At 70.1% G+C, this 21,034-nt stretch carries 16 protein-coding genes; 7 read left to right on the top strand and 9 right to left on the bottom strand.

Features of this window, described 5'->3' with window-relative positions; genetic code table 11:
* Nucleotides 1-164 precede the first annotated feature (164 nt).
* Entirely contained in the window at nt 165-701 is a 537-nt protein-coding gene (locus DDZ18_RS04380) for a GcrA family cell cycle regulator (RefSeq protein ID WP_109252107.1), read from the top strand.
* A 68-nt stretch (nt 702-769) separates the two neighbouring features.
* Here the strand turns inward: DDZ18_RS04380 and DDZ18_RS04375 are convergent, their stop codons facing one another.
* The 7 genes from DDZ18_RS04375 to DDZ18_RS04345 all read right to left on the bottom strand — a co-directional run bounded on the left by DDZ18_RS04375 (nt 770) and on the right by DDZ18_RS04345 (nt 9,135).
* The gene (locus DDZ18_RS04375) at nt 770-1,858 is read right to left on the bottom strand and encodes an aromatic ring-hydroxylating oxygenase subunit alpha (protein ID WP_109252106.1); all 1,089 of its coding nucleotides are present in this window, start codon (nt 1,856-1,858) and stop codon (nt 770-772) included.
* Nucleotides 1,859-1,937: 79 nt separating this feature from the next.
* On the bottom strand, nt 1,938-2,627 hold the full coding sequence (phoB, locus tag DDZ18_RS04370) for a phosphate regulon transcriptional regulator PhoB (protein WP_109252105.1): 690 nt from the start codon (nt 2,625-2,627) through the stop codon (nt 1,938-1,940).
* Nucleotides 2,628-2,643: 16 nt separating this feature from the next.
* On the bottom strand, nt 2,644-3,357 hold the full coding sequence (phoU, locus tag DDZ18_RS04365) for a phosphate signaling complex protein PhoU (protein ID WP_109252104.1): 714 nt from the start codon (nt 3,355-3,357) through the stop codon (nt 2,644-2,646).
* Between the two features lie 44 nt (nt 3,358-3,401).
* Nucleotides 3,402-4,232 carry a phosphate ABC transporter ATP-binding protein PstB gene (gene pstB / locus DDZ18_RS04360; protein ID WP_109252103.1) on the bottom strand — a complete coding sequence of 277 codons (831 nt, stop codon included), beginning with the start codon at nt 4,230-4,232 and terminating at the stop codon, nt 3,402-3,404.
* Nucleotides 4,226-5,968, bottom strand: coding sequence for a phosphate ABC transporter permease PstA (gene pstA / locus DDZ18_RS04355; RefSeq protein WP_109252102.1), 1,743 nt, complete (start codon nt 5,966-5,968; stop codon nt 4,226-4,228). The genes pstB and pstA overlap by 7 nt, the downstream gene beginning before the upstream one ends.
* Nucleotides 5,961-7,619 (bottom strand): phosphate ABC transporter permease subunit PstC, encoded by a 1,659-nt coding sequence (pstC, locus tag DDZ18_RS04350; RefSeq protein WP_109252101.1) that lies wholly within the window; start codon nt 7,617-7,619, stop codon nt 5,961-5,963. Before pstC ends, pstA begins: the two co-directional genes overlap by 8 nt.
* Nucleotides 7,620-7,710: 91 nt before the next feature.
* On the bottom strand, nt 7,711-9,135 hold the full coding sequence (locus DDZ18_RS04345) for a sensor histidine kinase (protein ID WP_109252100.1): 1,425 nt from the start codon (nt 9,133-9,135) through the stop codon (nt 7,711-7,713).
* A 193-nt stretch (nt 9,136-9,328) separates the two neighbouring features.
* Between DDZ18_RS04345 and DDZ18_RS04340 the strand changes: the two genes are divergently transcribed.
* The 5 genes from DDZ18_RS04340 (at nt 9,329) to DDZ18_RS04320 (ending at nt 17,618) form a co-directional block, all read left to right on the top strand.
* Nucleotides 9,329-10,711 carry an efflux transporter outer membrane subunit gene (locus tag DDZ18_RS04340; protein WP_233245697.1) on the top strand — a complete coding sequence of 461 codons (1,383 nt, stop codon included), beginning with the start codon at nt 9,329-9,331 and terminating at the stop codon, nt 10,709-10,711.
* Between the two features lie 27 nt (nt 10,712-10,738).
* Complete coding sequence (locus DDZ18_RS04335; protein WP_109252098.1) at nt 10,739-12,004, top strand: efflux RND transporter periplasmic adaptor subunit; 1,266 nt, start codon at nt 10,739-10,741, stop codon at nt 12,002-12,004.
* Between the two features lie 29 nt (nt 12,005-12,033).
* The gene (locus tag DDZ18_RS04330; protein ID WP_109252097.1) at nt 12,034-15,249 is read left to right on the top strand and encodes an efflux RND transporter permease subunit; all 3,216 of its coding nucleotides are present in this window, start codon (nt 12,034-12,036) and stop codon (nt 15,247-15,249) included.
* A 70-nt stretch (nt 15,250-15,319) separates the two neighbouring features.
* Entirely contained in the window at nt 15,320-17,356 is a 2,037-nt protein-coding gene (locus tag DDZ18_RS04325; RefSeq protein ID WP_109252096.1) for a M13 family metallopeptidase, read from the top strand.
* A gap of 130 nt (nt 17,357-17,486) precedes the next feature.
* The gene (locus DDZ18_RS04320; protein WP_109252095.1) at nt 17,487-17,618 is read left to right on the top strand and encodes an entericidin; all 132 of its coding nucleotides are present in this window, start codon (nt 17,487-17,489) and stop codon (nt 17,616-17,618) included.
* 12 nt (nt 17,619-17,630) lie between these two features.
* On the opposite strand, the gene DDZ18_RS04315 is transcribed toward DDZ18_RS04320, so the two are convergent.
* Both DDZ18_RS04315 and DDZ18_RS04310 read right to left on the bottom strand, forming a co-directional pair.
* Nucleotides 17,631-18,461 carry a metallophosphoesterase family protein gene (locus DDZ18_RS04315; protein WP_158272062.1) on the bottom strand — a complete coding sequence of 277 codons (831 nt, stop codon included), beginning with the start codon at nt 18,459-18,461 and terminating at the stop codon, nt 17,631-17,633.
* Entirely contained in the window at nt 18,458-19,345 is an 888-nt protein-coding gene (locus DDZ18_RS04310; protein WP_109252094.1) for a diacylglycerol/lipid kinase family protein, read from the bottom strand. The genes DDZ18_RS04315 and DDZ18_RS04310 overlap by 4 nt, the downstream gene beginning before the upstream one ends.
* 146 nt (nt 19,346-19,491) lie before the next feature.
* Between DDZ18_RS04310 and DDZ18_RS04305 the strand changes: the two genes are divergently transcribed.
* On the top strand, nt 19,492-21,000 hold the full coding sequence (locus DDZ18_RS04305) for an alkaline phosphatase (RefSeq protein ID WP_109252093.1): 1,509 nt from the start codon (nt 19,492-19,494) through the stop codon (nt 20,998-21,000).
* Nucleotides 21,001-21,034: the final 34 nt, after the last annotated feature.

Genomic DNA, 21,034 nt, shown 5'->3' with positions numbered 1-21,034 from the left:
CGGCTGCGGCAGTTATCCACGCCCGATTCGTTTCCGCATCTTGTGTCGAAACCGCCCTTGGATACTGTATCTCGTGTCCGGCCCCAAGATATTGGGATTGAGGCCGGGCGCCGCCCCAACGGGTAGGTTTCGTGCAGAGCGTAGCAGGCGAGGAGCGCACCGCCATGGCTTGGACCGAAGAACGCGTGGAAACGCTGAAAAAACTGTGGGCTGAGGGTCTGAGCGCAAGCCAGATCGCCAAGGAGCTCGGCGGCGTCACCCGCAACGCCGTGATCGGCAAGGTGCACCGCCTTGGGCTGTCGGGCCGCGCCGCGCCGTCGCGCCCGACCCGCCGCGTCGTGTCGAAGCCCGCCGCCAAGCCGCGCCGGACCCCGAATGCGCCGGCGCGTTCGAAGCCGGCCGCGGCCAAGTCCGCCCCCGCGCCGGCGCCCAGGCCCGCGCCGGTCGAGGCCGCCCGCCTGCCCAACGGCGAGTACGCCACGGTGCTGACGCTGCGCGAGAGCATGTGCAAATGGCCCATCGGCGACCCGGCCGACGCCACCTTCCGCTTCTGCGGCCGCAAGGCCTCGCCGGGCGGCGCGTATTGCGAGGCGCACGCCGAGATGGCCTACCAGCCGCAGTCCAAGCGCAAGCGCAAGCCGACCGACGACGCGCGCGCCGTGCTCGACAGCCTGCAGGCGACGCGCCGGGTGAATTTCTGAGCGAAGCGGGGATCGCCGGGACGAAGACGAAGGGCGGGGCCGCGCGGCGCCGCCCTTCTTCTTGCGGGTCAGCTGCGCCAGCGCAGCGTGACCTCGTCCTGCAGCGGGTGAACGAACTCCGCGCCGGTCTCGACCGACCGCGTCCAGGCCTTCTTCATTCTGAAGTACCACTTCGCCTGAACGTCGGCGTCGTTGATCAGCATCAGGCGCGGATTGAACTTCAGGCCCTCGTACTGCTTCTGGACGATGACGCGATCCTGGTCGAGGAAGGCGCGCGCGAAGACGCCCAGCAGGGGCTTGAGCGCGGTCAGCACGGGGTGATCCCAGTACAGCACCTGGGTGACCTCGGTGCGCTCATGATCGATCGGGGTGACGACGGTGAGCGAGGTCACGAAGCGCTCGCCGACGCGGACATGCTCCGTACGCACGCCCGGCAGCCGGAACGCGATCTCCGTCGTCGGCTTTCCGCCCAGCACCCTGTAGGCTAGCGAATTGCTCGAGGGCGGGTGATTGACCATCGAGAAGCCGCGTTCGACCGGCGCGAAACGCTTCTCCTTCTCGTACATGTTCCCCGAGCTGCGCCAGTACCAGGACTGGTGGACATAGGGCCCGTGCGCCGGGTCCATCAGACCGATGATCGCATTGTCCACATGACAGGCGAATTCGACGACGTGGACATAGTTGGGCCGCCGCTCGCCCACGCCGGGTATGTCGGGCGGCGGAAACGGCGGCTCCACCGGCTCGGCCTCCGCCATCGCCGGGCCTTCGACCGGCGTGTCGCAGACGAACACCCACACCAGCCCCTGATGCTCGCGCACGGGATAGCGCCGCACGCAGATCTTCGACAGGTCCACTTGCTGGCCCTCGACGAGCGAGGGGATCGCCTTGCAGCGCCCTTCCCGACCGAACCGCCAGCCGTGATAGGCGCATTCGATTTCGACTGCGCCGCTTTCGTCCTCGAGCAACCGGCCCTCGGACAACGGGATTCCGCGATGCGGGCAGATATCGCGGATTGCGAACGCCTTCCCCTCGGAATCGCGGGCAAGCAAAATCGGCTGGCCCATGATCACCTTGCGCAGCATCGCTCCAGGCTTGAGCCGTCGCGACGGCGCGCCGAGATACCAGAGATGCGAAAGGAATGACGTTTCTTCGGTCATGGCTGCGCATTGCGCCTTCAATGAAAAGGCGCACCCTAGTGGCGCCGCGAGAGCCGCGCCACCGCCCCGCGCGGCGCGATCAGGCCGGCGCGTTCAGCGCGTAGCCGGCGGAGCGCACCGTGCGGATCGGATCGGTTTCGGCGTGCTTGTTCAGCGCCTTGCGCAGCCGGCCGACATGGACGTCGACGGTGCGGGCCTCGACATAGACGTCCGCGCCCCAGACCGCGTCGAGCAGCTGCTCGCGCGAAAAGACGCGGCCGGGGTGCTGCATCAGGTGATCGAGCAGACGGAACTCGGTGGGCCCGAGGTGGATCTCCTCGCCGCCGCGCACCACGCGATGGGCGGCGCGGTCGATGGTGATGTCGCCGCACGTGACCTTGTCCTCGGCCAGACCCGGCCGAATGCGGCGGAGCACGGCGCGCAGGCGCGCGAACAGCTCCTTCATCAGGAAAGGCTTGACGATGTAGTCGTCGGCGCCGGTGTCCAGCCCGCGGATCCGGTCGCCCTCCTCGCCGCGCGCGGTGAGCATGATGATCGGCACGTTGCGGGTTTCCTGGCGGCCGCGCAGGCGCCGGCACACTTCGATGCCCGACAGCTTGGGGAGCATCCAGTCCAGGATGACGACGTCGGGCTGGTCTTCCTCGACAAGCATCATCGCCTCCTCGCCGTCGCCGGCGACGGACACGCGGAAGCCTTCCTTGTTCAGATTGTACTGGAGCAGCTCGGCGAGCGCGTCCTCGTCCTCGACCACAAGAACATGAGCCTGCATGGCGCGATTCCCTGCTCTACTCCGGCGCTTCCGGCCGCGGCCCGCGCGGACGCTCGGCCGTCAGCTCCTTGCCCGTGACGACATAATGGATGTCCTCGGCGATGTTGGTGGCGTGATCGCCCATCCGCTCGAGATTCTTCGCGACGAACAGGAGATGGGCGGCGGCCCCGATCATCTTCGGGTCCTCCATCATGTAGGTGATCAGCTCGCGGAACAGCGAGTTGTAGTGCTCGTCGACCTCGTCATCGCGCTCCCAGACGCCGACGGCGCGCTCGATCTCGCCGGTCGCGTAGGCGTCGAGCACCTCGTGGAGCTGGGACTGGACGAGGCGCGCCATGCGCTCGACCGACTTGGTCAGCGCCACCGGCTCGCTCCTGTTCAGGACGCGCACCCGCCGGGCGATCGACTTGGCGAGATCGCCGACGCGTTCGAGGTCCGAGGAGATCTTGAGCGCGGCGATGCACGAGCGCAGGTCGGTGGCCATCGGCTGACGCAGGGCGAGCAGGCGGATGATCTGGCGCTCAAGGTCGCGATGATAGGTATCGACCTGCTTGTCGCGTTCGACCACGTCCTCGGCGAGACGCCCGTCGCGCTTGACGACCGCCTCGACGGCGTCGGAGACCATGCTCTCGGCGAGCCCGCCCATGGTCGCGACGTCGCCGGCGAGATGCTCGAGCTCCTCGGAGAAGGCCTTGACGATGTGCTGGTGGCCTGCGCCTTGCTGCGTCATGGCGAAATCCTTTCAGCGCCGCGGGAAGCGGCCTTGCGGCCGGCTCATCCGAACCGTCCCGTAATATAGTCCTGCGTGCGTTGATCGCTCGGGTTGGTGAACATCTGCTCGGTCGGCCCGAACTCCACCAGCGCGCCGAGATGGAAGAAGGCGGTCATCTGGGAGACGCGCGCGGCCTGCGCCATCGAGTGGGTGACCATGATGATGCAGTAGTTCTGCCGCAGCTCGTCGATCAGCTCTTCGATCTTGGCCGTGGCGATCGGGTCGAGCGCCGAGCACGGCTCGTCCATCAGGATCACCTCCGGGTTGACCGCGATCGCGCGCGCGATGACGAGGCGCTGCTGCTGGCCGCCCGACAGCGCGGTGCCGGGCGTGTGGAGCCGGTCGGCGACCTCGTCCCAGAGGCCGGCCTTCTTCAGGCTGGTCTCGACGATGGCGTCGCGCTCGGCGCGGTCGGAAGCCAGGCCGTGGATCTTCGGGCCGTAGGCGACATTGTCGTAGATCGATTTCGGGAACGGGTTGGGCTTCTGGAAAACCATCCCGACGCGCGCGCGCAGCACCACCGGATCGACGGCGCGATCGTTGATCTCCTCGCCGTCGATCGTGATCGATCCGCTCACGCGGGCGGTGTCGATCGTGTCGTTCATGCGGTTGATGCAGCGCAGGAAGGTCGACTTGCCGCAGCCCGACGGGCCGATGAAGGCCGTCACGGAGCGATCGGGGATGTCGACGCTGATCGAGTCGAGCGCCTGCTTGTCGGCGTAGAACACGTCGACGTCGCGCGTGGCGACCTTCGTCGCCCGCGATTCCTCGGCGGCGTGGTAGACAGTCTCGGCGTCTCCGCTCGCGCGGGCTTCGTCGTACACGGTCACCATCTCCGTTCGAACCGGCGGCGCAGCCAGATGGCCGCCGCGTTGAAGATCACCATCAGGGCGAGCAGCACCAGGATGGCCGCCGCAGTGCGGGCTTCGAAGGCGCGTTCGGCCGCGCCGGACCAGAGAAAGATCTGGACGGGCATCACGGTGGCCGGCTCGGTGAATCCGGCCGGCCCGACCGTGGGCGGATCGGCGATGAAGGCCACCATGCCGATCATCAGCAGCGGCGCGGTCTCGCCCAGCGCCTGCGCCAGGCCGATGATCGAGCCGGTGAGCATGCCCGGCGCGGCCAGCGGGATCACGTGGCCGAACACCGCCTGGGTCTTCGATGCGCCGACGCCGAGCGCGGCTTCGCGGATCGACGGCGGCACGGCCTTCAGCGCGGCGCGCGAGGAGATGATGACGGTGGGCAGCGTCATCAGCGCGAGCACCATGCCGCCGACCAGCGGCGCCGAGCGCGGCAGCCCGAAGAAGTTGATGAACACGGCGAGGCCGAGCAGGCCGAACACGATCGAGGGCACCGCGGCGAGATTGTTGATGTTGACCTCGATGATCCCGGTGATCCGGTTCTTCGGCGCGAACTCCTCGAGATAGACCGCCGCGCCGACGCCGATCGGCACGGCGAGCGCCATCGTCACCAGCATGGTCAGCATCGAGCCGATCATCGCGCCGAGCACGCCGGCGAGCTCCGGCTCGCGGCTGTCGGCGTGGGTGAACAGGGTGGTGTTGAAGGCGTTCTGGACGAAGCCGCGTTCCTCGAGCGCGCGCGTCCAGACGATCTGGCGGTCCGAGATCCGCCGCGCCGAGGGCGGCGTCTCCAGCTCCCACAGCGTCCAGTCGTCCATGCGCCCCGTCGCTTGCGGCGCGATCACCGGGGTCCCGACCGCGCTGCGCCCGTCGGCGGCGATGCGCTCGATCGCGACGACGCCGTCGGCGGCCGCCACGAACAGGCTGGGCGTGCCCGGTCCGAGCGTCACCGGATCGGCCCCGAGGCGCGCCTCGAGCCGGTCGGCCAGAGCCGCGCTGCGTTCGGCCTCGGCGCGCGCGGCGGCCGCCTCGTCGCGGGTCGCCGCGCCCGACGCCGCGGCGCGGGCGGCCTCGGCCCGCTCGCGCGCGGCGGCGACGCGCTCGCGCACGACGGCGTCCATGGCGTCGAGGAATGCGGCGAACACCGGCGCCTCGCCCTCGATGCGCGCCGCGCCGTCCTCGATCGCGATAGTGATCGGCGCCGAACCGGGCCGGCGCGTCTCGTCGACCGTCGCGCCCTTGAGATAGAGGTCGGCGTCGTCGGACAGCGGCATCGCGAACTCGATCCGCTCGCCGACGAGATCGGGATCGTCGACCACCTGGTTGAGCAGGCGCGCGGCGTTCACCGCCGAGTACAGGCCGAACAGCTCGCGCAGGGCCGAGGCGTCCGACACCGAGGGGAACTGTTCGCGCAGGGCCTGCTGAATGACCGTGTTGTAGGAGCCCCGGCGCAGCGACGCCTCGCTCATGTCGCCGCGCGGATCGACCGCCGCGCGTTCGATCTCGACGGGCAGGGTCAGCCGGTGCGCGGTGAACGCCCCGGCGGCCTGCAGCACGATCGAGCCGAGCAGCAGGACCAGGAAGACGAGCGCCAACCCGATCGCGCCGAGCCCGTAGGCGCGGAAGCGGCGCTCCGCGCGATGGCGCTTGGCGAGGCGGGCCTCGACCGCCGCGCGGATGTCGCGGGATGAAGCGGGCGCGTCAGTCATACTTTTCCCGGAACCTCTGAACCACGCGCAGCGCGATGATGTTGAAGATCAGCGTCAGGGCGAACAGCACCAGGCCGAGCGCGAACGCCGACAGCGTCTTGGGGCTGTCGAACTCCTGGTCGCCGGTGAGCAGCATGACGATCTGGACGGTGATCGTCGTGACCGCCTCGAGCGGGTTGGCCGTCAGATTGGCGCCCTGGCCGGCGGCCATCACCACGATCATCGTCTCGCCGACGGCGCGCGACACCGCCAGCAGCACGGCGCCGACGATGCCCGGCAGGGCCGCGGGAACCACCACGCCGCGGACGGTTTCCGACTTGGTCGCGCCCATGGCGTAGGACCCGTCGCGCAGCGCCTGGGGCACGGCGTTGATCACGTCGTCGGACAGCGAGGACACGAAGGGGATGATCATCACGCCCATCACCAGGCCCGCCGACAGCGCGCTCTGGGTGACGGCGTCCTCGTAGCCGAGAAACAGCGCCAGGTCGCGCAGGAACGGCCCGACCGTGAGCAGGGCGAAGAAGCCGTAGACCACGGTCGGGATGCCCGCGAGGATCTCGAGCATCGGCTTGGCCCAGGCGCGCATGGTCGAGCCGGCGTATTCCGACAGGTAGATCGCCGACATCAGGCCGACCGGCACGGCCACGGCCATCGCGATCAGGGTGATGAGCCCGGTGCCGGCGAACAGCGGCACCGCGCCGAACGCGCCCGACTGGCCCACCTGGTCGTCCCGGATGGCGATCTGCGGGCTCCACTGCGTGCCGAACAGGAATTCGTGCAGGCGCCAGTCGATGGATTCGAAGAAGCGCAGGCTCTCGAACAGGAGCGACAGCACGATGCCCAGCGTGGTGAGGATGGCGATGGCCGAGGCCAGCATCAGCACGCCGCCGACCACGCGCTCGACGCGGTTGCGCGCGCGGAAGTCCGGCCCGACCCGGCTGCGGGCCCAGGCGAAGCCTGCAAGCGCGAGCGCGATCGCCCCGCCCGCCACGCCCCATTTCATGCGGCTCTCCAGCGGCCGCATCGCGCGGGCCGCCGCGCGCAGCGTCGGCGCATCGCGGCTGGCGGTGCCTTCGCCGAACGCCAGGGCCCGCGCGTCGGCGATGAACAGCTGGCGCCGTTCCCGCGGCGCCAGCGCGTATTCGAATCCCGCCCGGGCGCGCAGGCCGGCCTCGCTGTCGGGCGCGCGCGCCGCGGTTTCCGCGGCGATCTCCCTGCGCTGGCGCGCGAGCGAATCGGCCACCGTCGTCCGCTCCCGCGAGAGGCGATTGATCGTCTCGTGCGCGCCGGATTCGCTGCGCGCCGCGGCGAGCGCCTCGGCGATGCGCGCCTCGTCCTCGCGCAGCGCGGCGATCTCGGCGTCGCCGGCGAGCCGCTCCTCGTAGGCGCGAAGAAGCGGAGCCGCCTCCTCCTGCAGCTCGGCCATGGTCAGGGAATCGACGATGGTCGCGCCGAACACGCCGTACAGCGCCAGCAGGACGGCGGCGGGCGCGCCGGTCCAGAGCGCGACGAAATAACCGTGATAGGACGGCAGGGAATGCAGCCGGACGGGCGCGCCGGCGGCGGCGGCGAAAGCCCGCCGACGCCCCACGAGCAGGCCGATCGCGGTCAGCACGACGAGCGCGAGCGCAGTAAAGAGAGCAGCCTGCATCAATCCGTCAGTCGGTTGCGGCGCGAAAGCCCCGCCCTGCGGCCGCCGCCGCGGCCCCGGGCTCGGTCGGGCCCGTCATATGACGTTTAGACTACGGTTTTGTGACAGCGTCGGCGTCATCTTCGGTTCGGGCGGCCGAATCCGCCTCAACCGTTGGAAAGAAAACGGTGAATACGGATCCCGAACCCGGCGCGCTCTCGACGGCGAACCCGCCGCGATGACGCGAGACGATGTGCTTTACGATGGCCAGGCCCAGTCCGGTGCCGGACCTGGGTCCGCTCTTCTGGCCGCTGACGCGGAAGAATCGCTCGGACAGCCGGGGCAGGTATCGGCGTTCGATTCCCGCGCCCTCGTCGTAGACGCGTACGACGGCGTAGCGCGCGGCGGGATCGATCGCCGGCGCGGCGAGCGTCAGCCGGGCCGAATCCGCGGCGATGCGCTCGGCCGGCTGCTCGGCGGAGTCGCGGCTTCGATCGGTCCGCACGACGATCCGCACCCGGCCGCCGTCGCGCGAATATTTCAGCGCGTTCTCCACGAGATTCTCGATCACCTCGTAGATCTGGTCGCGATCGCCGCCGATGCGGACGGGTTCGTCGGGCGCCTCGACGGCGATCGAGAGGCCGCGCGGCTCGGCCATCGGCGACAGCGTGCGCACGACATCGCCCGCAAGCGCCGCCAGGTCGCACTCGCCCGACGGCGGCACGTGCTCGTTCATCTCCACGCGGCTGAGCGAGAGCAGATCGTTGATCAGGCGGCGCATGCGCTCGGTCTGCTCGCGCATGATGCCGAGAAAGCGCTCGCTCGCCTCGGGATCGTCCCTGGCGGGGCCGCTCAGCGTGTCGATGAAGCCGCTGAGCGAGGCGAGCGGCGTGCGCAGCTCGTGGCTGGCGTTGGCGAGGAAGTCGGCGCGCATCCGCTCGGCCCGCTTCGACGCGGTCTCGTCGGCCAGCACCAGCATGGCGCGCAGCGGCGTCTGCTCGGGCGTCGGCAGCCGGATCGGCTCGACGATGGCGCGGACATGGCTCTCGAGCGGCGCCCGCGTCGAGTACTCGACCGTCGCGCCGCGCTCGCCGCGCAATGCCGCGTTCACCGCCTCCAGCACGCGCGGCTGACGCAGGACGGTCGAGAGCAGGCCGCGCTCGACCCCGAGGCCCAGGAACGCGCGCGCCGCCGGGTTGGCCCGTTCGATCCGCCCCGCGGGACCGATGAGAAGGACGGGGAGCGACAACCGATCGAGCATCGCCTCGGCGGTCTCGCTGTCGACCGGCCGGACGGTGCTCGCCGCGGCGGGCCGCGGTCCCGGACCGGCGACGCCGAGCGCGCCCAGATAGTAGATCAGCGCGAGCGCGGCCAGCGCCAGCGCCGCGCCGACGAACGGCGCGAAGGCGAGTTCGCCCGAAACCGTCAGGAAGACCAGCATGAACACGCCGACCGCGGCGACGGCGACGACGTCGCGGGCGCGAGGACGGGAACGGTTTTCTCGTCCGCCGGGATCGGACCTCCGAAGTTCGGCCATAATCGCTTGTTATCATGCTTTTTCGAATTTCCGCATCCGTCTGAATCTCGCATCCGATCAACCCTGCTCGCCGCATGAATTTTTCGTAATTCGAGAACTTTTTAGCGTTTTTCGATAAATTTTGATTGACTTTCAGAAAGCCCTGAATAGGGTCGGGTGACAGCTGAACATGATCCATGAATGGAGGGGGCCCTTGCTCCGGCGCTCACTGCTCATTTCCGCCACGCTCACCGTCGCCGCCTGCGCCGGCGCGCCCGAGCTCGCCGTCGCGCCCGATATCGACGCGCCCGAAACGTTCCTGGCCAGCCCGGAGACGACCGAGGCCCGCGCCGACGACTGGGTCGCGGCGTTCAACGATCCCCGCCTGAGCGCGCTGGTCGGCGAGGCGCTCGACGCCAACCCGACCGTGGCCGCCGCCGCCGCAAGCCTGGAGGCTGCGCAGGCCAGCGCCCGCGCCGCCGGCGCGCCGCGCCTGCCCAGCGTCGACGCGTCGACCGGGATCAGCCAGACCGACACCGCCGCCGGCGACAGCACCGGCTACGATTTCGGTGTCGAGGCGAGCTGGCAGATCGACGTCTGGGGCCGGCTCACCGACAACGCCCGCGCCGGCGCGCTCAGCGCCGAGGCGGCGCGCGCCGACCTCTACGGGGCGCAGCTGTCGATCGCCGGCGCCACCGCCCAGGCTTGGTTCGCGCTCATCGAAGCGCGCCTGCAGACCGAGCTCGCCGCGTACGACGTAGAGACGCGCGCCCGGCAGCTCGCCATCGTCGAGCGCCGCTTCGAGCGCGGCGTCGCGCGGTCTTCCGACGTGCGCACCCAGCGCTCGGCTCTGGCCTCGACCCGGGCCGGCCTGGCGTCGCGACAGCGCGCGGAAGCCGCCGCGGCCCGGCGCCTCGAGGCGCTGCTCGGCCGCTATCCGGGCGGCCGGATCGAACACGAGACGGACCTGCCGGAGCTGGGCGGCCTGCCCGATCCCGGCGGCCCGGAGGCCCTGCTCGCGCGCCGGCCGGACGTCGTCGCCGCCGAGTCCCGCCTGGCCGCGTCGGGCTTCTCCGCGCGCGCCGCGCGCAAGGCGCTCTATCCCGGCCTCAACCTGCGCGCGGCGGTGAGCAGCCAGACCGAGGACGCCGGCGACCTGTTCGACAGCGACGCCCTGATCGAGACGGTTTCAGCGTCGATCCTGGCGCCCATCTTCCGCGGCGGCGCGCTGCGCGCCGAACGCGACAGGACCGAAGCGGTCGCCCGCCAGCAAGCGGCCCGCTACGTCGAGACCGCGCTCGCCGCGCTGCGCGAAGCCGAGGACGCGATCTACGCCGACCAGACCCTGGCCGATCGCGTCGCCGCGCTGGCCGAGGCGCGCCAGGAAGCCGAAGCCGCGCTGCAGCTCGTCGAACGCCAGTACGCCAGCGGCGTCGCCACCATCTTCGAGCTGCTGGACGCGCAGTCCCGGCTCATCAGCGCGGAGTCGCAGCTCATCGCGGCCCGGCGCGAACGCGCGGACAACCGCGTCGCCCTGCACCTCGCCATCGCCGGAGACTTTGCATCCGGCGGCGGCGTCGCGGGCATCAATAACTAGAACACTCGAAAATAAAGAGAGTTGGTCATGAGAAAGTCGGTCGGTCGCCTCATTCTCTTCGGATTGCCAGCCGGATTGGCGGTCACGTTCTTCATCGTCTTCACCACGCTGGTGCAGACGGCGCCCCAGCCCGAGCGGGCGGACTTCACGCCCCAGCCCACCGCGGTGTTCGTCACGGAAGCGGAAACCTCCCCGGTCCGCCTGACCGTGCGCACCCAGGGCGAGGTGCGCCCGCTCACGGAGATCTCGCTCACCGCGCAGGTCTCCGGTCGCATCCAGTACGTCAATCCGAGCTTCGTCGACGGCGGCTTCTTCGAGGCCGGCGAGACGCTGATCCGCCTCGAGGACGAGGACTATCAGCTCGCCGTCACGCGCGCCGAGGCCCTGGTCGCCCAGCGCCGCCAGCAGCTGATCCGCGAGGAGGCCGAATCCGATCTCGCCCGCCAGGAGTGGGAGGCGATCGGCGAGGGCGAAGCCTCCCCGCTGACTCTCCGTCAGCCGCAGCTCGCCGATGCGCGCGCCCAGCTGGCCGCCGCCGAGGCGAGCCTGGCCGAGGCCCGCCTCAACCTGCGGCGGACCCGCATCTCCGCGCCGTTCGACGGCCGCGTCCGCGAGAAGATGGCCGATGTCGGCCAGTATGTTTCGCCGGGCGTGCAGATCGGCCGGGTCTTCTCCACCAATGTCGCCCAGGTCCGGCTGCCGCTGACCGACGCCGAGCTCGGTCAGCTGGGCATCCCGGTCGCCTTCCGCGCGACGGAGGACACTCCCGGCCCGTCGGTGGCCCTGACGGCGACCGTCGCCGGCGAACGCCGCGAATGGACGGGCGAACTGGTGCGCACCGACAGCGCCATCGACCCGCGCACGCGCACCATGTCGGCCATGGTCGAGGTCGACGATCCCTACGGCGCGGCCGCCGAAGAGACCGGCGCGCCGCTGGCGGTCGGGCTGTTCGTCGACGCTGCGATCGAGGGCCGCGCCATCGAGCAGGCCTATATCCTGCCCCGCAGCGCCCTGCGCGGCGAGAACCAGGTCTATGTCGCCGAGCCGGACGGCACGCTGTCGATCCGCAACGCCACGGTGATCAACACGACCGCCGACCAGGTCGTCCTCGCCTCCGGCGTCGAGGCCGGCGAGCGCGTGGTGACCTCGCCCGTCCGCGGCGCCGCGGACGGCATGAGCATCACCCCGCTGGGCCCCGACGGCCAGCCGCTCGACGAGACCGACGCCGAGTCCGATGACGACGAGGCCGAGGGCGAACAGACCTCCGAAGCGGCCGTGGCGCGCGCCGGCTGATCAGCCGCGCGCAGACAGGAGCAACCGACATGGTTCAACGACCTGACGAATACGAGAGCCGCGGCATTCTCGCCTGGTGGGCGCGCAACTCCGTGGCGGCGAACCTGCTGATGATCATCGCGCTCATCGGCGGCGTCATCGGCTTCAATTCGATGCAGCGGGAGAACAATCCCGGCGCCCAGTTCCCGGGCGCGACGATCTCGATGTCCTGGCCGGGCGCGTCGCCCCAGGACGTCGAGGAGCAGATCATCGTCCGCATCGAGGAGGCGCTCTCCGACATCGACGGCATCGACGAGCTGACCGCCACGGCCAGCGAGGGCTCGGCGCGGATCTGGGTCGAGGGCGAGTCGACCCTCGACGCGGGCGAGTTCGTCAACGAGATTGAACGCCGCGTGAACTCTGTGAACAACCTGCCGCGCGACGCCTACCGGCCGATCGTGCGCCAGTGGCGCAACCAGGACCAGATCGCCGGCTTCGCCGTGCACGGCGACGTCGACCGGCGCGAGCTCCAGCGCATCGCCCGCGAGATCCGCGACGAGGTTTCCTCGACGGTTCCCGACGTGTCCCTCGTCGACGTCATGGGCACGCTCAACGAGGAGGTCTCCATCGAGGTCTCCGAGGAGAACATGCGGCGCTACGGCGTCACCTTCTCCGACGTCGCCCGGGCCATCTCGAACGCGTCGATCAACGCCTCGGCGGGTTCGGTGCGGACCGATCTCGGCGATGTGCGCATCACCTCGCGCCAGCTCGCCGACACCGCGGCCGAGTTCGAGAACATCGTCGTGCGCCAGACGCCCGAAGGCGGCGTGGTGCGCGTCGGCGACGTCGCCAACGTGATCGACGGGCTGCAGGACGCCAATCTGCGGGCCACCTTCAACGGCGAGGAGATGGTGATCGTCGCGGTCCGCTCGACGGGCAATTCCGACATCATCACCGTGTCGAACGGCCTGAAGGCCTACATGGAGCGCAAGCAGTCCGAGCTGCCGAGCTCGGTCCAGCTGTCCGAATGGTGGGACGGCGCCGACCAGTTCAACTCGCAGCTGACCGTGATCGGCAATTCCGCGCTGCTCGGCCTCGCCCTGGTGCTCGCCGTGCTGGTGCTGTTCCTGCGCCCGATCGTGGCCTTCTGGGTGACGATCGGCATCGCGACGGCCTTCGCCGGCGCCTTCATGGTGCTGCCGCTGATCGGCATCACGCTGAACTTCCTGTCCCTGTTCGCCTTCCTGATCGTGATCGGCGTGGTCGTCGACGACGCCATCATCGTGGGCGAGAACATCCACAATCGCGTCGAACGCGGCGAGCGCGGCCTCACCGCGGGCATCGTCGGCGTGCAGATGGTGGCCAAGCCGGTCGTGTTCGCGGTGATCACGACGATGATGGCCTTCGCGCCCTGGATGCTGCTGTCCGGACCCGAGGTGCAGTTCACGCGCCAGATCTCGCTGGTGATCGTCGCCGCGCTGGCCTTCTCGCTGATCGAATCGCTGCTGATCCTGCCCGCGCACCTGTCGCATATCGGGCCGCAGAAGCGCTCGGGGATCCTCGGTCCCTTCCTCGCGCTGCAGAACGGGATCGCCGACAGCCTCGTCTGGTTCGCCCGGCGGATGTATGCGCCGACGCTGGCTGCGGCCATCCGGCACCGCTACGCGACGATCATCCTGTTCATCGGCGCGTTCGGCCTGTCGATCGTGCTGATGAGCACCGGTCGCGTGGCGATGAGCTTCATGCCGGAAATCGAGAGCGACCTCATCCGCGTGAACATCACGCTCGCCGAGGGCACGCCTTGGTCGCGGACCGAAACGATCCGCCAGCGGCTCGACGAGGCCGAGGAGGAGGTCCAGCTCGCCTATCGCGAGGAGTTCCCGGGCGAGCGCGACATGATCATGAACCGCTCGACGCTGGCCACTGACGGCAGTGTTCGGGCCTGGATCAATATAGCCCCGCCCGAGGACCGGCCCGGCCGCATCCCGACCGCCGACGTGGCGCAGCGGCTGCGCGACGCGCTCGGCCCGATCCCGGACGCCGAGGAGATCCGCTTCGACTCGACGCTCAACCAGGTCGGGCCCGGGCTGGAGTTCGCGATCAATCACTCCGATCTCGACGTGCTGCGCGACGCCGCCGAGGATCTCAAGGACCGCCTGCGCGCCTATGAGGTCACCTACGACGTCGTGGACAACCTGCAGACCTCGGCCGAGGAGCTGCGCCTGTCGCTGAAGCCGGACGCCGAAGCGCTCGGGCTCACGCTCGCCGACGTCACCAGCCAGGTCCGCCAGGCCTTCTACGGCCAGGAGGTCCAGCGCCTGCCGCGCGGCGGCGAGGACGTCCGGGTGATGGTGCGCTACCCGCGCGAGTCCCGCGAGAGCCTCGACGCCATCAACAATCTGCGCATCCGCACCAATGACGGCCGCGAGGTGCCGCTGGCCGCCGTCGCCGACGCCGAGTTCGCTCCGGGCATCAGCCGCATCCGGCGGCGCGAGCGTCAGCGGACCGTGACCGTCAGCGCCGAGCTGACCGACCGCGACGCGGCCGGCGAGATCCGCCGCGAGCTCGAGGAGACCTTCTTCCCCGAGTGGGAGCAGCGCTTCCCGGGCGTCTCCGTCGGCGCGATCGGCGAGGCCGAGGCCCAGCAGGAGTTCATGCAGGAGGTGATCGGTCTCCAGGTGATCATGATCGGCCTGATGTACGTCCTGCTGGCGGTGGCGTTCGGCTCCTACGCCCAGCCGCTGATGATCATGACCGCCATTCCGTTCGCCTTCGCCGGCGCGGTGTTCGGCCATCTCATCCTGGGCGAGGCGTTCGCGCTGTTCTCGATGTTCGGCATCGGCGCGGCCGCGGGCATCGTCATCAACGACAATCTCGTGCTCGTCGATTTCGTGAACCGGCTCAGGAGCCGCGGCGTGGGCGCCTTCCAGGCGCTGGTCGACGCCGGCGTGCAGCGCTTCCGGCCGATCCTGCTGACCACGGTGACGACCTTCATCGGCGTGCTGCCGATGATCGCCGAGCGCTCGACCGCGGCGCAGTTCCTCAAGCCGATGGTGATCTCGCTCGGCTTCGCGGTGATCTTCGCGCTGTTCCTGACGCTCTTCCTCGTGCCGGCGCTCTACGCCGTCGGCGTCGACGTGAAGCGGCTGATCCAGACTCTTTGGACCGGCCAGCGCCACCCCGGCATCGGCGCGACCTATTCCGGCCATGTCAGCGGCAAGGACGAGGAAGTCGATGTCGGTCACGCCGAGCAGCCGGCGGAATGACAAACGCCGGCGGCGCAGTAATATCTGCGCCGCCGGTCAACCAGCCAATCCACAAGAGGGGAACGACCTGATGAAACGACTTCTGCTCGCCACGAGCGTGATCGCGATGAGCGGCGCGGCCGCCTTCGCCCAGGACGCCGAACCCGAGATCGGCGATTTCGGCTTCGACGTTTCGGGCATGAACGCCGAGCTCGATCCGGGCGACGACTTCTTCCAGTTCGCCAACGAGGCGTGGCTGGAGCGCACCGAGATCCCGGCCGACCGGTCGAACTACGGCATGTTCACCAAGCTGGCGATCGAGGCCGAGGACGATGTGCTCGCCATCATCGAGGACGCCGCCGCCCAGGAGAACGTCGAGACGGGCTCCAACGCCCAGCTCGTCGGCGACCTGTTCAACAGCTGGATGGACGTCGAGACGATCAATGCGCGCGGGCTCGAGCCGGCGCAGCCTTGGCTGGACGAGATCGCCGCCATCGAGGACTGGGACGACGCCGCGGCGATGTTCGCGACCGTCCACTACGCCGCGCCGTGGGGCGTGGGCGTGGTGCCCGATCCCCAGGACACGTCGGTCTACACCCTCTTCCTCGGCCAGTCCGGCCTCGGCATGCCGAACCGCGACTATTACCTCGAGGACGACGAGGCCTCGCAGCGCTATCGCGCCGCCTATCTCGACTATATCGCGCGCGTCTTCGAGCTCGCCGGGATCGAGGGCGGCACGGAGAAGGCCGAGGCGATCATGGCGCTCGAGACCGCGCTCGCCGAGGTGCACTGGGAGCAGGAGCGCACCCGCGAGATCACCGAGATCTACAACGTCATGAGCCTCGCCGAACTCCAGGAGCTGGCCCCGCAGTTCAGCTGGGAGTCGAACCTCGACAATCTCGGTCTCGGCGGCCGCGACAGCTTCGTGGTGACGACGCCGAGCGCGATCGCCGGCGCGGGCGAGATCTTCTCCGGAACCGACATCGCGACGCTGCGCGACTACCTGACCTTCCACTTCCTGTCGGATCGGGCCGCCTGGCTCGGCGACGAGTTCGACCAGGCCAATTTCGAGTTCTTCTCCGCGACGCTGAACGGCATCGAGGAGCAGCGCCCGCGCGTGAAGCGCGGCGTCAACCTGGTCGGCGGCCAGCTCGGCCACGCCATCGGCCAGATCTATGTCGACCGCCACTTCCCGCCGTCGTCGCGCGAGCAGATGGAAGGCCTCGTGGCCAATCTCGTCGACGCCTTCGGCGACCGGCTGGAGACGCTGTCCTGGATGGACGAGGAGACCCGCGCCGAGGCGCTGGAGAAACTCTCTACGTTCGAACCGCGCATCGGCTATCCCGATGTCTGGGACGACTTCACGGGCCTCGAGATCAACGCCGACGACTATTTCGGCAACCGCATCCGCATGGCCGAGTTCCAGTGGAGCGAGGATCTCGAGGACCTCGCCGGACCGGTCGACCGGCGCGAGTGGAACTGGCCGCCGCAGGTGGTCAACGCCAGCTACAACCCGCTGCTCAACCAGATCACCTTCCCGGCGGGCATCCTGCAGCCGCCCTTCTTCGACCCGAACGCCGACCCGGCGATCAATTACGGCGCCATCGGCGCGGTGATTGGTCACGAGATCGGCCACGGTTTCGACGACCAGGGCCGCCGCTTCGACGCCGAGGGCCGGATCCGCGACTGGTGGACCGAAGAGACCAACGAGCGCTTCGTCGAGCGCTCCGACGAGCTGGTCGCCCAGTACGACCAGTACGTCCCCGTCGAGGGCTACACCGTCAACGGCCGCTTCACGCTGGGCGAGAATATCGGCGACCTGGGCGGCATGGAGATGGCCTACGCGGCCTGGCGCGACTACGTCGAGGCCAACTATCCCGACGGCGAGGCGCCCGTCATCGACGGCTTCACCGGCGATCAGCGCTTCTTCCTGGCCTGGGCCCAGGTCTGGCGGCGCCTGTATCGCGAGGACAACCTGATCTCGCGCATCCGCACGGATCCGCACAGCCCGTCGGAATTCCGCGTCAACGGCGTCGTGCGCAACATGGACGCCTGGTACGCCGCGTTCGACGTCTCCGAGGACGACGATCTCTACCTGCCCGAGGAGGACCGCGTCTCGATCTGGTAGTCGCGGCCGACCGCGCAACCCTGAAGGCGCTCCGGGTCCGTCCCGGGGCGCCTTTTTCTTTTCGCCCGCGCGCGCCTCGGGCTATCCTTCCGGCGATTTCATCCTGGGCCCGCGCCGGAGACTCCGCCTCATGAAACTCGCCCTTCGCTTCGCCGCCGTGCTCGCCGCGGCGTCCGCCCTCGCCGCCTGCCAGACCATCCAGGGTCTCGGACGCGACATCACCCGCACCGGCGAGACCATCGAGGACGTCACCACCGACTAGCGCCGGCGGGCGCTAGATCCCCGGTTCGCCGGGATGCTCGGGCACGAGCTCGGCCTCGGCGCGATCGAGCCGGCGCGTCTCGGAGCGGACGAAGCCGCCCTCCGGCGTAGCGACATGGACGTGCATCGAGAAGTGATGGTCGTCGACGTCGAGCACGTTGAACCCGGCCGGCTCGTCGCGCGTGCGCCTGGACAGCGCCGTGGAGGCGCCGACGAACCAGCATGAATGGCCGTCCCAGCGCTCGACCAGGGCGAAGACCTGGTGCATGTGGCCGGTCAGCACGAGATCCGCGCCGCCCTGGATGAACACGTCGGCGGCCGCCGCGCCGTATTTCGTCTTCGCCCGCCCCGTCAGCCCGCCCGGCGCGACCAGCGGATGGTGACAGGCGACGACCCGCAGCGTCTCGCGTCCGCCGTGGGCGGCGAGCCGCCGGGCGACTTCGCGCGCCTGGTCGGGTCGGGCCTTGCCCAGCGACCAGTCGAGCCGCCATTGCGCCCCGCGCGCCGTCTCGAAGCTCTCCACGGCGATCTGGTGATCGCGGTAGCGCGGCGCGACGGTGTCGCCCATGCGGTGATGAAAGCGTCCCCAGGGCGAGACCAGCCGCGAGAACATGTTGGCGTAGGGCACGTCGTGATTGCCCGGCGAGGCGACCACCGGCGCGGAGAAGCGCTCGAACAGGGCGCGGCAGGCCGCGAACTCGCGGCGCCGGCCGAACGTGGTAAGATCGCCGGCGGCGACGATCACGTCGGGGGCGAGGCGCTCGGCCTCCTCGGCGAGCGCGGCGACCAGGCGCTCGTCCTCGCGGCCGAAATGCAGGTCGGCGATATGCAGGATCCGGGTCACGGCGCCAGGAAGCTCGCAGCTTCGGGAATGAAGGAGAAGGCCGCGGGGCTGTCGATTTCGGCGGGTTCGCCGTCGAGCATCACCGGCAGGCGGTCGCGGCCGCGCACCACGAGCTCGTCGACCCAGCGCTGGCGCACGCGGGCGTGCTCGCGCCAGTCGCGCATGAGCGCGGCGACCGTGATGCCGGCGGCGTCGAAGACGTGGCGGGGGCGCGCGGCGATGCACTCCAGCTGCGTCCGCCCCGCCTCGACCGGCCCCATCGAGAGCACGGCGTCGAGCCCGCCCGGCGCGACCAGCACGGCGCTGGCGCGGTGGAAATAGACCGGCGAGCCGTCGGCGTAGAGCTTGAGGCTCGGCTTGAAGGCCGAACCCAGCGCGCTGCGCGCCCGCCCCAGCGCGTCGAGAAAGCGCCGCCCCTTGCCGCGCAGCCGGATGTCCTCGCGCGCCTCGGCGAGCCGGGAGGGAAAGCCCGCCGCGGCGAGGATGAAGAAATAGCGCTCGCCAAGCGCGCCGGCGTGCAGCCGGACCGGCGTGTAGTCCTTCGCCTCGGCGAGGATCTGCTCGGCGGTGCGCACGCCGTAGAGCCGGCGCGGCAGGAGGTTCGTCGTGCCCAGCGGCAGCGGCATGACCGAGACGGGACAAGCCGACTTCGCGGCGGCTTCGGCGACGGCGCGCGCGGTGCCGTCGCCGCCGGCGACGGCGAGGATGTCCGCGCCCTCGTCGCAGGCTTCTCGCGCCGCCGCCGCGGCGTCGTCGCCAACCACGCGCACGGCGACGTCGGCCCATTGCGCGGCCGCCTCCAGACGCGCCCTCAGCCCCGCGCCGCCGGGCCTCTGCATCGCGCCGGCGTAGGGATTGAAGAGCAGGGTCAGCCTGACGGTCATGCGCGCTCCCTGACGGCGGCTGCACGATGCGGCGCTCGTGGCCGGCGCGCCGTCATATCCGCCGGGCTTTCGAGAACCGTCACATTCGTGCGTTAAATCGTCGTCGTTCACAACACGCCGACCATCGCCCCGGGGACTCTACCGCCATGTCGACACGCCGTTCCGCCGCCGCCCTTCTCGCCGCCTTTCTCGCCGCCTGCGCCACGCCGATCGCCGAGGACGCCGCGATCGCCGAAACCGGCGCCGCCGAGCCTGCCGCCTTCGAGGGGCCCGGCGCGGAGTGGCGCGCGCTCGGGCGGGCCGAGCTCGCCGAGCGCCTGAACCGCCCCGTGCGGGACGGCCGTGCGCGCAACGTCATCGTCTTCATCGCCGACGGCATGAGCCTCGGCACGATCACGGCGGCGCGCATCTATGACGGCCAGCAACGCGGCATGAGCGGCGAGGAGCACTACCTGCCGTTCGAGCGCTGGGGCCATTCGGCGCTGGTGAAGACCTATTCCGAGAACGCGCAGGTTCCCGACTCGGCGGCCACCGCGACGGCGATCCACACCGGTATCAAGACCCACACCGGCGCCATTTCCGTCTACGCCCGCCACACGCTGGAGACCTGCGCGCCCGACGCCGCGCTGCCCGCCACGCTGCTGGAGCGCGCCGAGGATCGCGGGCTGGCCACCGGCGTCGTGTCGACGGCGCGGCTCACCCACGCCACCCCGGCGACGGCCTACGCCCACGTGCCCGATCGCGGCTGGGAGACCGACGCGGCGATGCCCGCCGAGGCGGTCGAGGCCGGCTGCCGCGACATCGCCCGCCAGCTCGTCGAATTCGACCGCGGCGACGGGATCGACCTCGCGCTCGGCGGCGGCCGCGCGGCCTTTCTGACCGCCGAAGCCGGCGGTCAGCGCGCCGACGGCCGCGACCTGACGGCGGAGTGGCGCAGCGCCGGCGGCGCCTATGTCGAAGACCGCGACTCCCTGCTCGCCGCGGCCGACGGCGACGCCCCGGTGCTCGGCCTGTTCACGGATTCGCACATGAGCTACGAGGCCGACCGCGACCCGACTGCAGAGCCCTCGCTCGAGGAGATGACCGCGGTCGCGATCGAGCGGCTGTCGCGCGACGCCGACGGGTTCTACCTGATGGTCGAGGCCGGCCGCGTCGACCACGCCCATCACGCCACGAACGCCTATCGGGCGCTCGCCGACGCGCAGGAATTCGCCCAGGCGATCGACCGCGCCGCGGCGATGGTCGACCTTGACGAGACGCTGATCCTGGTGACCGCCGATCACGGCCACACCTTCACGATGGCGGGCTATCCCCGGCGCGGCAATCCGATCCTCGGCCTGGTCCATCCCCCGGCCCCGGATCTTTCCGAGGACGCGACGCCTGCCTACCCCGCCCGGGACGGCCGTCCCTACACGACGCTCGGCTACTACACCGGCCCGCATCAGCGCCCCGCCGACGGCGCGCTGACCGACGCCGAGGCGCGCGATCCGGACTATCGCCAGGAATCCGCCGTGCCGATGGGCTCGGAGGCCCATTCCGGCGAGGACGTGATCGCCTACGCGACCGGCCCGCAGGCCCATCTCGTCGACGGCGTGATGGAGCAGCACACCCTGTTCCACATCATCGAGCACGCCTACGGGTGGGGCGGGGAGTAAGGCGCGCGACCGACGGACTTGACCCGGACGCCGC

Source organism: Marinicauda salina, assembly GCF_003122085.1.
Classification (GTDB): Bacteria; Pseudomonadota; Alphaproteobacteria; order Caulobacterales; family Maricaulaceae; genus Maricicauda_A; species Maricicauda_A salina.
The sequence above is the reverse complement of the archived record's forward strand: the minus strand, read 5'-3'. Positions and strand labels throughout refer to the sequence as shown.